The sequence below is a fragment of the Streptomyces cinnabarinus genome (genome assembly GCF_027270315.1).
In the GTDB taxonomy this organism is placed as follows: Bacteria; Actinomycetota; Actinomycetes; order Streptomycetales; family Streptomycetaceae; genus Streptomyces; species Streptomyces cinnabarinus.
On record NZ_CP114413.1, the window covers coordinates 7,831,706 to 7,845,309 of the forward strand.

The following is a 13,604-nucleotide window of genomic DNA, read 5'->3' on the forward strand; positions in this document are numbered from 1 at the left end:
TACTGGCCGATTGCGCCACCGCTCACCCCTCCAACTGCGCCCGCAACCACTCCTCGACCTCCCCCACATGCGCCGCCGCCGCAGCCCGCGCCGCCTCCGGATCACGGGCGACCAACGCCCGGTGAATCGCGGCGTGTTCGCGGCGCGTGCGGGTGAAGGCGCCCTCCTCCTGGTAGCCGCGCCAGACCCGGGCCCGGAAGGTGCGTGAGGACAGGCCCTCCAGGATCGCGGCCATCGTGTCGTTGCCCGCTGCCGCCGCGATCTCCCGGTGGAAGGCGAGGTCGTGGGCGAGGATCTGCTCGGGGTCGTCGGTGGCGTTCATGGCCTTCAAGTGCCGTTCGACCTCGGCGAGTTGGTCGGGTGTGATGCGCGCCGCGGCCAGTGCCGTCGCCGTCGACTCCAGGATCCGGCGCACCTCCAGCAGCTCCACCAGGCCCGGCCCCCGGGACAGGTCCGCGACCACCCCGAAGGTCTCCAGGAGGTCGCCCGCCTCCAGCCGTGTGACGTAGATGCCGCTGCCGTGCCGGGCCTCCAGCACCCCCATCACGGTGAGCGCCCGGATCGCCTCGCGCATCGAACTGCGGGAGATACCGAGCTGCGCCGCGAGATCACGCTCGGTCGGCAGCCGCTGCCCCGGCTCCAGACTTCCCTCGCCGATCAGCGCCTTGATCCGCTCGATCGCGCGCTGCGTCACGGTGCCCTTCTGCGGGGCCGTCCCCTCGTCCACGCGCTTCCTCCACTCGCCGGATGAGCCGAAGTGTAACCACCGAAGTGGTCCGACCACTCGGGGAGATTTCAAGGAAATCCGCTGTCGAAGGGTGTTCCGCCGTGTAAGTGGTCTGATAAGTATGCCGACATCTGCTCGTACACCCTCAACGAGGAGCCGCCCGATGCCCGGCAGGACAGTGCGCAAGCGGAACAGAATCCGGATGATTGGCCTGGCGCTGAGCACCTCGCTCGCGCTGGCCGCCTGTGGCAGCACCCAGGACAGCGCCGGATCCGCCGGCGGAGGTGGTGGTGGGGACGGGACCGGCAAGGTCGGCGTGATCCTCCCGCTGCTCACCTCGCCGTTCTGGCAGTCGTACAACGACTACGTGCCGAAGATGGCGAAGTCCGAGGACGTCGACGCGATGAAGACCGTCAACTCCAACAGTGACCCCTCCCAGCAGATCACCGACATCAACAACACCCTGAACCAGGGCGTGAAGGGCCTCGTCGTCGCCCCGCTGGACAGCGCCGCCATCGAGGCGGGCCTCGACCAGGCGGAACGCAAGGGTGTTCCGGTCGTCGCCGTGGATGTCGCCCCCGACCAGGGCAAGGTCGCCATGGTGGTGCGGGCCAACAACGTGTCGTACGGGGAGAAGGCCTGCCGGTACCTCGGCGAGCAGATACCGTCCGGCAAGGTCGTGCAGATCATGGGCGATCTGGCCTCGGTCAACGGCCGTGACCGCTCGGAGGCGTTCCGCGCCTGCGTGAAGCAGAACTTCCCGAAGCTGCAGGTGCTGGAGATCCCCGCCAAGTGGGAGTCGGACACCGCCGCAGCGAAGCTCGACACCCTGCTGAACGCCAACCCCGACGTCAAGGGCATCTACATGCAGGCCGGCGGCGTCTATCTCGCGCCCACCCTCCAGACCCTGAAGTCCAAGGGCCTGCTGAAGAAGGCCGGCCAGGCGGGCCACATCACCATCGTCTCCAACGACGGCATCCCGCAGGAGTACGACGCCATCCGCAAGGGCGAGATCGACGCCACCGTCTCCCAGCCCGCCGACCTCTACGCCAAGTACGGCATGTACTACATCAAGGCCGCGATGCAGGGGAAGACGTTCAAGCCCGGCCCCACCGACCACGACTCCACCATCGTCGAACTGCCGGGCGGCAACCTGGAGGACCAGCTGCCCGCGCCGCTGGTCACCAAGGAGAACGTCGACGACCCCGAGCTGTGGGGCAACACGGTCGGATGAACACCCCACTTGTCGAGGCCCGGGGCATCGTCAAACGCTACGGCCCCACCACCGCCCTCGCCGACGGCCGCCTCACCGTCCTGCCCGGCGAGTCCCACGCCCTGGTCGGCCGCAACGGCGCCGGAAAGTCCACCCTGGTCACCGTCCTCACCGGACTCCAGGCCGCCGACCAGGGCGGGGTCCGCTTCGACGGCGAACCCGCCCCCGCCCTCGCCGACCGTGACGCCTGGCGCCGCAAGGTGGCCTGCGTCTACCAGAAGCCCACCGTCGTCCCCGAACTGACCGTCGCCGAGAACCTGTTCATCAACCGGCAGCCCCTCCACCACGGCCTGATCAGCTGGCGCCGGCTGCGTGCCGAGGCCGCCTCGCTCCTGGACACCTGGGACGTGCGCGTCGACCCCGAGGCCCGCACCGGCGACCTCAAGGTCGAGGACCGTCAAATGGTGGAGATCGCGCGCGCGTTGAGCTTCGGCGCCCGCTTCATCGTCCTCGACGAGCCCACCGCGCAGCTCGACAAACGGGAGATCGAGCGGCTCTTCACCCGCATGCGGGCGCTCCAACAGTCCGGTGTCACCTTCCTGTTCATCTCGCACCACCTCCAGGAGGTGTACGAGGTGTGCCAGACCGTCACCGTGCTCAGGGACGCCCGCTGGATCGTCACCGCTCCCGTCGCCGACATGCCGCGCGCGGCCCTGGTCGAGGCCATGGCCGGAGAGACCGTCGCCGAACAGGCCGTCCACGCAAGGGAGTCCAACGACTCCGCGCCGGTCCTGCTCGACGTGCGCGGCCTCACCTCCGACGCCTACCGGGACGTCGAGCTCACCGTCCGCCGCGGCGAGGTCGTCGGCCTCGCCGGGATCAGCGGCAGCGGCAAGACCGAGCTGGCCGAGTCGCTCACGGGACTGCACACCCCCACCAGCGGCACGGCTCAACTGGACGGAAGGCAGCTCCCGTTCGGTGACGTACGGGCGGCCCTGGAGGCCGGGGTCGGGTTCGTGCCGCGCGACCGGCACGCCCAGGGGCTGGTCTTCGGCATGACCATCGGCGACAACGCCACGCTGAGCGTTCTGGATCGGCTCGGCCGCTTCGGCTTCGTCCGCACCGACCGCAGACGCGACTTCGCCGCCGGGCTGATCGAACGCCTCGACATCCACACCGAGGGCCCCGACCAGCCCGTCTCCGATCTGTCCGGCGGCAACGCGCAGAAGGTCGTGATGGCCCGCGCCCTCGCCTCCGAGCCCCGTCTGCTGGTCCTGATCAACCCCACCGCGGGCGTCGACGTGAAGTCGAAGCAGTCCCTGCTCGCCCGCGTCGACACCGCCCGCGACGACGGAACCGCCGTACTCGTCGTCTCCGACGAACTCGACGACCTGCGCCGCTGCGACCGGGTCCTGGTCCTCTTCCACGGCCGGGTGGTCGCCGAGCACCCGGCGGGCTGGCAGGACCGTGACCTGATCGCCTCCATCGAAGGAGTGGCCCATGGCTGACACGAAAGCCGTGCCCATGAAGGAGCCGGTGACCGTGCCGCCCGACACCCGCTCCGCACGCACCGTTCTGCTCCGCCGGGCCCGCGAACTCGCCCTGCTGCCCGCCCTGTTGGTCGTCGTCGTGATCGGCGCCTTCGTCAACGACTCGTTCCTCACCGAGAACAACATCATCTCCATCCTCGGCTCCTCGGCCGCGCTGGCGATGGTGGTCCTGGCCGAGGCACTGGTCCTGATCACCGGCAAGTTCGACCTGTCCCTGGAGTCCGTCGTCGGCATCGCCCCCGCGATCGGCGCGCTGCTGGTCCTCCCGGCGGCGCAGGCGGGCTTCGGCACCGAACTGCCCACGGGCCTGGCCATGGTGGCGATCGTGCTGGTCGGTGCCGCGATCGGCCTGTTCAACGGGCTGCTGGTGGTGAAGCTGAAGCTCAACGCCTTCATCGTCACCCTCGCGATGCTGATCATCCTGCGCGGCGTCCTGGTCGGCGCGACCAAGGGCAAGACGCTCTTCGACATGCCGGACGCGTTCTTCTCCCTGGCCACCACCACCTTCCTGCGCGTCCCGCTCTCGGCCTGGGTGGCCGGGCTCTCCTTCGCCGTGGTGGGCACCTTCCTCCGCTACCACCGCCTCGGCCGCTCCCTCTACGCCATCGGCGGCAACCCCGACGCCGCCCGCGCGGCCGGCATCCGGGTGGACCGCGTGATGCTCGGGGTGTTCGTCACCGCCGGTCTGCTCGCGGCGGTCGGCGGCATCATGAAGACCGGCTACGTCGGCGCCATCAATGCCAACCAGGGCCAGAACATGATCTTCACGGTGTTCGCGGCCGCGGTGATCGGCGGGATCAGCCTCGACGGCGGCAAGGGGACCATGTTCGGCGCCCTGACCGGCGTACTGCTGCTCGGCACCGTCGACAACATGCTCACCCTCGCCCAGGTGCAGCCGTACTGGATCCAGGCCATCTACGGCGGAATCATCCTGCTCGCCCTCATGATCGCCCGGCTGACCACGGGCCGCGCACAGGACTGACCCCCCGCAACCGAGTGAAAGGCACTCCGTGTCCCCAAGCCCTGCCCGCGTCACGGCGATAGACACCTATGACATCCGCTTCCCCACCTCGCGCGAGCTCGACGGCTCCGACGCGATGAACCCGGACCCCGACTACTCGGCCGCCTATGTGGTGCTGCGCACCGACGCGGCCGACGGACACGAGGGGCACGGGTTCACCTTCACCATCGGGCGGGGCAACGAGGTCCAGGTCGCCGCGATCGCAGCGCTGCGCGGGCATGTCGTGGGACGGGACGTCCATGAACTGTGCGCCGATCCGGGGACGTTGAACCGCGACCTGATCGGGGACAGCCAACTGCGCTGGCTGGGCCCCGAGAAGGGCGTGATGCACATGGCGATAGGCGCGGTCGTCAACGCCGTTTGGGACCTGGCCGCCAAGCGCGCCGGGAAGCCGCTGTGGCAACTGCTCGCCGACGCCGAACCGGAGTGGATCGTCCGCCAGATCGACTTCCGGTATCTCACCGACGCGCTGACGCCTGAGGAGGCCCTGGAGATCCTTCGCCGGGGACGCGAGGGCGCCACCGGAAGACACGCCCGCCTGAAAGAACGCGGCTACCCCGCCTACACCACCTCCGCCGGCTGGCTCGGCTACGACGACGTCAAGCTCGCCCGGCTCGCCGCCGAGGCCGTCGCCGCCGGCTTCCGGCAGATCAAGCTCAAGGTCGGCGCCGACCTCGACGACGACATCCGGCGCTGTCGGGTCGCCCGCTCGGTCGTCGGCCCCGACATCCGGCTCGCCATCGACGCCAACCAGCGCTGGGACGTCCCCGAGGCGATCCGCTGGACCACCGCACTCGCCGAGTTCGACCCGTACTGGATCGAGGAGCCCACCAGCCCCGACGACGTCCTCGGCCACGCGGCCATCCGCAAGGCCGTCGCCCCGGTGAGGGTCGCCACCGGTGAACACGTCCACAACCGCGTCGTGTTCAAGCAACTGCTCCAGGCGGGCGCCCTCGACATCGTCCAGATCGACGCGGCCCGTGTCGGCGGCGTCAACGAGAACCTCGCCATCCTGCTGCTCGCGGCCAGGTTCGGCGTCCCGGTCTGCCCGCACGCCGGCGGGGTCGGCCTGTGCGAACTCGTCCAGCACCTGTCGATGTTCGACTACGTGGCGGTCACCGGCACCACCGAGAACCGGGTCATCGAGTACGTCGATCATCTGCACGACCACTTCCTCGACCCGGTGGTGATCCGCGAGGGTCACTACACGGCACCCACCGCGCCGGGCTTCTCGGCGGCCATGCGCCCCGAGTCGATCGCGCGGTACACCTTCCCGGACGGCGCCTTCTGGGCCGCCGACCTCAAGGCGCAGCAGAAGGGGCACGCGGCATGAGCGACTTCGAGGGACTCAGCGCGCTGGTGACAGGAGGCGCCTCAGGCATCGGCCGGGCCACGGCGGAACTCCTGGCGGCGCGCGGCGCCCGGGTCGCCGTGCTCGACCTCGACCCGGCCTCCGCCTCCGTTGGCAAGCCGCTCCTCGCATACCGCGCCGACGTCAGCGACGACACATCCGTCCGGGAGGCGGTCGCCGCCGCCGTCGCCGACCTCGGCGGACTGGACGCACTGATCAACAACGCGGGCATCGGCGCCCAGGGCACCGTCGAGGACAACGACGACGACGAATGGCACCGCGTCCTCGACGTCAACGTCGTCGGCATGGTCCGCACGGCCCGCGCCGCCCTTCCGCACCTGCGCCGGTCGCGGCACGCGGCGATCGTCAACACCTGCTCCATCGCCGCCACCGCCGGGCTCCCGCAGCGCGCCCTGTACAGCGCGACCAAGGGCGCCGTGTACTCCCTCACCCTCGCGATGGCCGCCGACCACGTCCGCGAGGGCATCCGCGTGAACTGCGTCAACCCCGGTACGGCGGACACCCCGTGGATCGGCCGTCTGCTCTCCAAGGCCCCCGACCCGGCCGCCGAACGCGCCGCCCTGGAGGCCCGCCAGCCCACCGGCCGACTGGTCTCCGCCGCCGAAGTCGCGGGTGCCATCGCCTATTTGGCGAGTCCGCTGTCCGGCGCCACCACCGGCACCGCCCTCGCGGTCGACGGCGGTATGCAGGGCTTGCGCCTTCGGCCGGTGAGCCAATGACCGCCCTCGGCCTCGGCGCCGCCGCCCTCGGCAACCTCTACACCGAGGTCACCGAGGAACAGGCGCACGCGGCGGTCGACGCCGCCTGGGAGCACGGCATCCGCTACTTTGACACGGCCCCGCACTACGGCCTCGGCCTCTCCGAGCGCCGCCTGGGCGCGGCCCTGCGGGAACGGCCCCGCGAGGAATACCGGATCTCGACGAAGGTGGGCCGCCGCCTGGAGCCGTCCGACCTGGGCGGCGACGACCTGGCGCACGGCTTCGCCGTACCCGCCACCCACCACAGGGTCTGGGACTTCACCGCCGACGGCATACGACGCGCCCTGGACGCCAGCCTGGAACGGCTCGGCCTCGACCGCGTGGACATCGTCTACCTCCACGACCCCGACGACCACGCCGAGGAAGCGTTCCGCGCGGGCTACCCGGCGCTGGAGCGGCTGCGCGCCGAGGGCGTGGTCGGCGCGATAGGCGCCGGGATGAACCAGGCGGAGATGCTGACCCGCTTCGTCCGCGACACCGACGTCGACGCGGTCCTCTGCGCGGGCCGCTACACCCTCCTCGACCGGACCGCGCTCGCGGAACTGCTGCCCGCCGCCCAGGAGCGGGACGTGGACGTGGTGATCGGCGGCCCCTTCAACTCAGGTCTGCTGGCGGATCCGAGACCGGGAGCGACGTACAACTACACCCAGGCACCGGCCGCGTTGATCGACCGCGCCCTGCGCCTCAAGAAGCTCGCCGAGCGCCACGGCGTCACTCTGCGCGCCGCCGCCCTGGCCTTCTGCGCGGCCCATCCGGCGGTCACCGGCGTGTTGGTCGGCGCCCGTTCGGCCGAGGAAGTGCGCGACTGCGCCGAGCAGTTCGCGACACCGGTACCCGAAGCCTTCTGGCAGGAGCTGCGCGACCTCCCCGAGGAGCCGTCATGAGAGTCGCTCTGCACACCAGGGTCCGCGCCGACCGCGTCGCCGACTACGAGGCAGCGCATCGTGAGGTCCCGGCCGAGCTCACGGCCGCCATCCGGGCCGCGGGCGCCACTTCCTGGACGATCTGGCGCAGCGGCAGCGACCTGTTCCACGTCCTGGAGTGCGCGGACTACGCCCGGCTCCTCGCCGAGCTGGAGCGACTCCCCGTCAACGTGGCCTGGCAGGCACGCATGGCCGAGCTGCTGGACGTCGTGCACGACTACTCCGGCACGGGCGCGGACGCCGGGCTGCCCGTCGTCTGGGAGCTGCCATGACGGTCGACGCGCATGTGCACGTGTGGGACCTGTCCGTGCGGGACCAGGACTGGATCGCCCAAGGCAGCCCGATCCGGCGGGACTTCACGGTCGCCGACCTTGAGCCCGAGGCCCGCGCGGCAGGCGTCGACCGGGTGATCCTCGTCCAGACCGTCACCGTTCGCGAGGAGACCCCGGAGTTCCTGGCCCTGGCCGCCGCCCACGACCTCATCGCCGGGGTGGTGGGCTGGACCGACCTGACCGCGCCCGGCGTCGCCGAGGAACTCGCCCGGCTGCGCGAACTCCCCGGCGGGCACCGCCTGAAGGGCATCCGCCACCAGGTCCAGGGCGAGCCGGACCCGCGGTGGCTGCTGCGGCCGGACGTCCAGCGAGGGCTGGCGGCCGTGGCCGACGCGGGACTCGTGTACGACCTGGTGGTCCTGCCCCACCAGCTCCCCGCCTGTGCCGAGGCCGCGGCGACCCTGCCCGGACTCACCTTCGTCCTGGACCACTTGGGCAAACCCCCGGTGGCCGCCGGCGCCCTCGACCCCTGGGCGAGCGGCCTCCGCGCCCTGGCCGCGCTGCCCAACACCGTCGCCAAGCTCTCCGGCCTGCTCACCGAGGCCGACCCCGGCTCCTGGAGCGTCGCGGGACTGCGCCCGTACGCCGACACGGCCCTCGACGTCTTCGGCCCGGACCGGCTGATGTACGGCTCGGACTGGCCGGTGTGCACGCAGGTCGCCGCATACCACCAAGTCATCAACATCTCGGCTGAGTTGACAGCCGGGCTCGACGAGCGCGAGAAGGAGGCGGTCCTCGCGCGCACCGCGTCCCGCGTCTACGGCGTGTGAACTCCGCTGTCCCGCCGGCCGACCCGGGGCGCGGCGTTACGGACGGACGCGCTCCGCCGCCAGCCGGGTCGGCGGCAGATACTCCCGTACATACGTCCGTTCCCAGCAGGCCCCCGTCTCCCGCAACTCCCGCCAGGTGGTGTAGCGGTAGCGGAAGAGACGGGCGCGGACGAAGCGGGGCGGCGCGTCGGGCGGGAAGGGGGAGCTGCGCAGCAGCTTCAGCGTGGCCCGGTCGTTCTCCAGCAGCCGCTCCACCAGCGTGCCGAACCAGGAACCCGCGTACGCGGGCGACAGCGCCGCGAACCACATCAGCCAGTCGAGCCGGAGATGATACGGCGCGAACTGCCGCGGCCAGCGCCGGGGATCGCCGGGCTTGCCCTTGAACTCGTACTCCCGCCAGTCGGAGTCCGCACGCGGTACGTCGTCGGCGGTGCCCTCGATGACCACCTCGTAGCGGACCCGGCTGACGCTGCCGAACGCGCCGTAGGTGTTGACCAGATGGAGCGGGTCGAAGGAGCGGTTCATTACCTGACGACGGGAGATCATGTTGCGCACCGGGCGGTAGCCGAGGGCGAGCAGCAGCGCGGAGACCGTCAGCACGACGGCCGAGTACCACACAGGCGCGTCCGGCACCGAGGGCGCGGTGTCCGGGAGCCGGAGCGCGGACAGGGCCAGCGCGATGGTGATCCAGTTCAGCCAGGAGAAGTTGCCCGACAGCACCAGCCACAGCTGGGTGAGGATCATCAGGGAAGCGGCTGCCGTGGCGACGGGCTGCGGGGTGAACAGCAGGAATGGCACGACGAGTTGGGTGACGTGGTTGGCGGCCGCCTCGACGCGGTGCAGCGGCCGGGGGAGATGGTGGAAGAACCAGCTCAGCGGGCCGGGCATCGGCTGGGTCTCGTGATGGTGGTACAGACAGGTCAGCTTCCGCCAGCAGTCGTCACCGCGCATTTTGATCAGCCCCGCCCCGAACTCGACGCGGAACAGGATCCAGCGCAGCAGGAACAGCACCACGATCGGCGGGGCCACCTCGTCGTTGCCGAGCAGGACGGCCAGGAAGCCCACCTCCAGCAGCAGGGACTCCCAGCCGAAGGAGTACCAGGTCTGGCCGACGTTCACGATCGACAGGTACAGCGCCCACGGCACCAGCCACAGCAGCATGGCGCCCCACAACGGAAGCAGCGCGTCCACGCCCGCGAGCAGCGCCGCCGACACCGCACAGCCCGCCCAGGCGCACACCGCGAAGAACCGGTCCGAGTAGTGGAGGTGGAACAGGCTCGGCGCCACCTTGAACGGCAGCCGGGACAGATACCGCGGCACGGGCAGCAGGCCCCGCTCGCCGATCAGCGCGCGGAACTGGAGCGCCGCCGTCAGGAACGCGACCAGATACAGCGCGGCCAGGGCCCGCTGGAAGACCAGCCGGCTCAGCCAGTACTCGGATGCGGTGAACCACTCCACGGTCTGCGCTCCTCGCGTCCATTGTCCCGCCGACAGCCTCCGGCCTCCGGTCACTCCGTGTGCCCGGCCGCTCCGGTTGCGTAACCCAAGTGGGTGAAGCAGACAATAGTGACGAACTGCCCGAAGAGAGGCGGGAGAACGAGGTGCGAACCCCCACCGGAATCCTGGTCACGGCCTGCGTGCTCACCGTGGCGCTCCTGGCCACCGGCTGCGCCGGAGACGGCGACAGGGGCTCGGCGGCTAGCGAGGAGCTGTTCCTCCAGCCCGTCGCGGCCGCGGGGCCGGACCCCTTCACGGACTCCACCGCCACCTCGACGGCCACCCCGCCGCCGGTCACCCGAACGCCGCAGCCGGCCTCCGGCGGCGTCCGCTCCTACTCCGGGTCCACCCCGGGGCTCTACGGCGGCCAGGAGCGCGTCGGCAGCTGCGATGTGCACCGCCAGATCGGGTACCTCACCGCCGACGCGGGCAGGGGGCGCGCCTTCGCCGGGGCCGCGGGCATCTCCCGCGCCGGGATCCCGGACTACCTGCGCGGTCTCGCCCCGGTCGTGCTGCGCGCCGACACTCGGGTCACCAATCACGGGTACCGCGGGGGCGGGGCCTCCACCTACCAGTCCGTCCTCCAGGCCGGCACCGCCGTCCTCGTCGACAACCACGGCCTGCCCCGGGTGCGCTGCGCCTGCGGCAACCCGCTGGAGGCGCCGCGGGCGATGCCGGGGAACCCGGGCGCCAAGGGCGGCGCGTGGTCCGGCTACCGGCCCGAACGGGTCGTCGTGGTGACTCCGGCGCCCCGGATCATCGCCCACATCACGATCATCAACGTCGTCACCAACGCCTGGATCGAACGGCGGATCTGGCACGAGGTCCATCACGACCGGCCCGTCCCGCGCCCGGAACCGCTGAGTCCGACTCCCGTGCCGGAGGCCAGCCTGTCGCCGCTCCCGGAGCACAGCCTGTCCCCGAGCGACGAGAGTGCCGAGCCCTTCGACGAGAGCACTGATCCCTTCGACGAGAGCACGGACCCCTCCGACGAGCGCACCGGCTCCACGGACACCCCGCTCGCACCCACGCTCACCCCGGAGGACACCGGGGACACCGGCACCGTGCCGACCGTGCCCGACTTCGACACCACCGTGCCCGAGGAGCCCGAGACCTTCCCCGACTCCCCGGACGAGATCGGTCCCGAGTCGGTGCCCGAGACGCCCGACCTGCCCGACGGGGGCGGGCTGATCCCCGACGTCCCGGAGGACCCGTCCGCCTCCGGGAGCATTTTCGGCAGCCCGACGGACGTGTTCACCGGATGAACGGACGTCGTCGCCGGGCGACCGGTCGAAGAATCGGACAAATCCTGGCAAGGTGGGCCCATGGTTGATCGGGGAGCGAGCGCCCTGTCACTCCCGGACGACTGGCCCGCCCACCCGGACCCGATCCTGGCGCTCAACCGCATGGGCAGCTTCGACTGGGACCTGGACAACGGTCTGTTCCACATGGACGCCCAGGCCCACGAGGTCTTCGACCTGCGCCCCGAGGAGTACGACGGCCGCCCCGAGAGCCTCGCCGTCCGGGTCCCGATAACGGAGGGCCACCGCCTGGACACGATGGTCGCCCAGGCGATGAAGGACGGCAGTGAGAACTACGGCGCCTACTTCCGCATCCGCCGCCGCGACGGCTCCCTGCGCTGGACCCACACCCAGGGCTACATCCGGCGCGACACGACGGGCCGCCCGCGCCGCATCATCGGCATCGTCCGGGACGCCACCCAGGAGCTGAGCGAGAGCGCGGAGCGCCGTGACCGGGCCCAGCTGGACGAGGCCCGCCGCCGGCAGACCAGCGTGGTCGAGCTGACCACGGCCGCGCTCGCGCACGCCCGCACCGTCCAGGACGTCATCGACGTGCTGAAGGACACCCACGGCCTCACCCATCTGGGCGCCACCAGCCTGGTCATGGGGCTGGTCGAGGCGGGCCGCATCCGGCTGATCGCCGAGGGCCCCGCCGGAAGCTTCGTCCCCGGCACCCGGATCACCGGCATCGAGGAGCCGTATCCGATGAGCGAGGTCGTCCGGACCCTCGCCCCGCGGTTCATCGAGTCACCGCAGGAGTTCGCCGACGGCTACCCCGTCCTGTGGCCGCACATCACCGACCTGGACATCACCTCGGCCGCCTATCTGCCGCTGATCGCCCAGGCCCGGCCGATCGGCGCCATGGGCCTGCTCTACAGCGACCGGCACGGCTTCTCGCCCGAGGAGCGCAACGTCCTGGTCGCCCTCGGCAGCAGCATCGCGCAGAGCCTGCAACGGGCGATGTTCTACGAGCAGGAGAAGGACCTGGCCACCGGACTCCAGCAGGCCATGCTGCCGCGCACCATCCCGAGCGTCCCCGGCGCCGACATCGCCGTCCGCTACCGGGCCGGCACCGCGGCGGGCACCCTCGGCCGGGACATCGGCGGTGACTGGTACGACCTGATCCCGCTGCCGGGCGGCCGGGTCGGCGCGGTCATCGGCGACGTCCAGGGCCATGACACGCACGCCGCCGCCGTCATGGGCCAGCTCCGGATCGTGCTGCGCGCCTACGCGGCCGAGGGGCACACCCCCGCGACGGTGATGGCCCGCGCCTCCGTCTTCCTCCACGAGCTGGACACCGACCGGTTCGCGACCTGCCTGTACGCGGAGGCGGACCTGGCGACCGGCGTGGTGCAGGTGGTGCGCGCCGGGCACATCGACCCCCTGGTCCGGGAGCCCGACGGAATCTGCCGTCGGGTGGTCGTGGAGGGCGGGCTGCCGCTCGGTCTGTCCGCCGAGTTCGGGCGTCTCGAGTACCCGGTGCGGACCCTGGAGCTGGACCCCGGCCACACGCTGCTGCTGTGCACCGACGGGCTGGTGGAGCTGCCCGGCGTCGACCTCGACGAGGGCATGCACGCGCTGACCGCCCTCGTCGCCCACGGCCCCGACGATGTGCGCAAGCTCGCCGACCGGCTGATCGAAGTGGCCGAGGAGCGCGGCGGCGACGACGATGTGGCGCTGCTCCTGCTGCGCCGCCGGGGTGTGGCCAGTCCGCAGACCGGCGGCCGGCTCCAGCAGCATGTGGCGCCGGGCGACCCGGAGGCCCTCACCCAGGCCCGGCACATGATCCGCGCCGCCGTGCGCGCCTGGGGCTCCGGCGAGCGGGCCGACGAGATCGAGCTGGTCGCCGACGAGCTGATCACCAACGCCCTGATGCACACCGAGGGCTCCGCGATCGTCACCCTGCGAGTCCTGACCGGCGCCGACGTACGCCTGCGGGTGGAGGTGGAGGACTCCTCCAGCGCCCTGCCCCGACGCCGCGAGGCAGGCGCCGACGGCGTCTCCGGCCGCGGCCTCCTCCTGGTCGAGCTCCTCACCGACGTATGGGGCGTGGAAGCGCGCGGCACCGGAAAGTGCGTGTGGTGCGAGTTCATGGTCCCGGGCCGGAACTGAGAGCCTGCGTCACCCGAGTGGCACCCTG

The 13,604-nt window shown here is 71.3% G+C and carries 12 protein-coding genes; 10 read left to right on the forward strand and 2 right to left on the reverse strand.

Features of this window, described 5'->3' with window-relative positions:
* Positions 1-22 precede the first annotated feature (22 nt).
* A complete protein-coding gene (locus STRCI_RS35325; RefSeq protein ID WP_269663043.1) occupies positions 23-727 on the reverse strand; it encodes a FadR/GntR family transcriptional regulator in 705 nt (234 codons plus the stop codon).
* A 163-nt stretch (positions 728-890) separates the two neighbouring features.
* On the opposite strand from STRCI_RS35325, the gene STRCI_RS35330 reads away from it, so the two are divergent.
* From STRCI_RS35330 to STRCI_RS35365, 8 genes are read left to right on the forward strand one after another with little or no spacing between them, the layout of a single operon-like run.
* On the forward strand, positions 891-1,961 hold the full coding sequence (locus tag STRCI_RS35330; RefSeq protein ID WP_269663044.1) for a sugar ABC transporter substrate-binding protein: 1,071 nt from the start codon (positions 891-893) through the stop codon (positions 1,959-1,961).
* On the forward strand, positions 1,958-3,448 hold the full coding sequence (locus STRCI_RS35335) for a sugar ABC transporter ATP-binding protein (RefSeq protein WP_269663045.1): 1,491 nt from the start codon (positions 1,958-1,960) through the stop codon (positions 3,446-3,448). The genes STRCI_RS35330 and STRCI_RS35335 overlap by 4 nt, the downstream gene beginning before the upstream one ends.
* On the forward strand, positions 3,441-4,472 hold the full coding sequence (locus tag STRCI_RS35340) for an ABC transporter permease (protein ID WP_269663046.1): 1,032 nt from the start codon (positions 3,441-3,443) through the stop codon (positions 4,470-4,472). The genes STRCI_RS35335 and STRCI_RS35340 overlap by 8 nt, the downstream gene beginning before the upstream one ends.
* 28 nt (positions 4,473-4,500) lie before the next feature.
* On the forward strand, positions 4,501-5,844 hold the full coding sequence (locus STRCI_RS35345; protein ID WP_269663047.1) for an L-fuconate dehydratase: 1,344 nt from the start codon (positions 4,501-4,503) through the stop codon (positions 5,842-5,844).
* Positions 5,841-6,602, forward strand: a complete 762-nt coding sequence (locus STRCI_RS35350) for an SDR family NAD(P)-dependent oxidoreductase (RefSeq protein WP_269663048.1) — start codon at positions 5,841-5,843, stop codon at positions 6,600-6,602. The genes STRCI_RS35345 and STRCI_RS35350 overlap by 4 nt, the downstream gene beginning before the upstream one ends.
* Positions 6,599-7,525 (forward strand): aldo/keto reductase, encoded by a 927-nt coding sequence (locus tag STRCI_RS35355; protein WP_269663049.1) that lies wholly within the window; start codon positions 6,599-6,601, stop codon positions 7,523-7,525. The genes STRCI_RS35350 and STRCI_RS35355 overlap by 4 nt, the downstream gene beginning before the upstream one ends.
* Positions 7,522-7,836 carry an L-rhamnose mutarotase gene (locus tag STRCI_RS35360; RefSeq protein WP_269663050.1) on the forward strand — a complete coding sequence of 105 codons (315 nt, stop codon included), beginning with the start codon at positions 7,522-7,524 and terminating at the stop codon, positions 7,834-7,836. Before STRCI_RS35355 ends, STRCI_RS35360 begins: the two co-directional genes overlap by 4 nt.
* Entirely contained in the window at positions 7,833-8,666 is an 834-nt protein-coding gene (locus STRCI_RS35365; RefSeq protein WP_269663051.1) for an amidohydrolase family protein, read from the forward strand. Before STRCI_RS35360 ends, STRCI_RS35365 begins: the two co-directional genes overlap by 4 nt.
* 36 nt (positions 8,667-8,702) lie before the next feature.
* On the opposite strand, the gene STRCI_RS35370 is transcribed toward STRCI_RS35365, so the two are convergent.
* Positions 8,703-10,124 (reverse strand): lipase maturation factor family protein, encoded by a 1,422-nt coding sequence (locus STRCI_RS35370; protein WP_269663052.1) that lies wholly within the window; start codon positions 10,122-10,124, stop codon positions 8,703-8,705.
* A 143-nt stretch (positions 10,125-10,267) separates the two neighbouring features.
* Between STRCI_RS35370 and STRCI_RS35375 the strand changes: the two genes are divergently transcribed.
* Both STRCI_RS35375 and STRCI_RS35380 read left to right on the forward strand, forming a co-directional pair.
* Positions 10,268-11,428: a DUF6777 domain-containing protein gene (locus tag STRCI_RS35375; RefSeq protein ID WP_269663053.1), complete on the forward strand. Its 1,161-nt coding sequence runs from the start codon at positions 10,268-10,270 to the stop codon at positions 11,426-11,428.
* Between the two features lie 60 nt (positions 11,429-11,488).
* Positions 11,489-13,576 (forward strand): SpoIIE family protein phosphatase, encoded by a 2,088-nt coding sequence (locus STRCI_RS35380; RefSeq protein WP_269663054.1) that lies wholly within the window; start codon positions 11,489-11,491, stop codon positions 13,574-13,576.
* Positions 13,577-13,604 lie beyond the last annotated feature (28 nt).

Coding starts and splice junctions, on each gene's coding strand:
- STRCI_RS35350 (WP_269663048.1), top strand. CDS start 5,841: ATGAGCGACTTCGAGGGACTCAGCGCGCTGGTGACAGGAGGCGCCTCA.
- STRCI_RS35335 (WP_269663045.1), top strand. CDS start 1,958: ATGAACACCCCACTTGTCGAGGCCCGGGGCATCGTCAAACGCTACGGC.
- STRCI_RS35355 (WP_269663049.1), top strand. CDS start 6,599: ATGACCGCCCTCGGCCTCGGCGCCGCCGCCCTCGGCAACCTCTACACC.
- STRCI_RS35340 (WP_269663046.1), top strand. CDS start 3,441: ATGGCTGACACGAAAGCCGTGCCCATGAAGGAGCCGGTGACCGTGCCG.
- STRCI_RS35330 (WP_269663044.1), top strand. CDS start 891: ATGCCCGGCAGGACAGTGCGCAAGCGGAACAGAATCCGGATGATTGGC.
- STRCI_RS35380 (WP_269663054.1), top strand. CDS start 11,489: ATGGTTGATCGGGGAGCGAGCGCCCTGTCACTCCCGGACGACTGGCCC.
- STRCI_RS35365 (WP_269663051.1), top strand. CDS start 7,833: ATGACGGTCGACGCGCATGTGCACGTGTGGGACCTGTCCGTGCGGGAC.
- STRCI_RS35360 (WP_269663050.1), top strand. CDS start 7,522: ATGAGAGTCGCTCTGCACACCAGGGTCCGCGCCGACCGCGTCGCCGAC.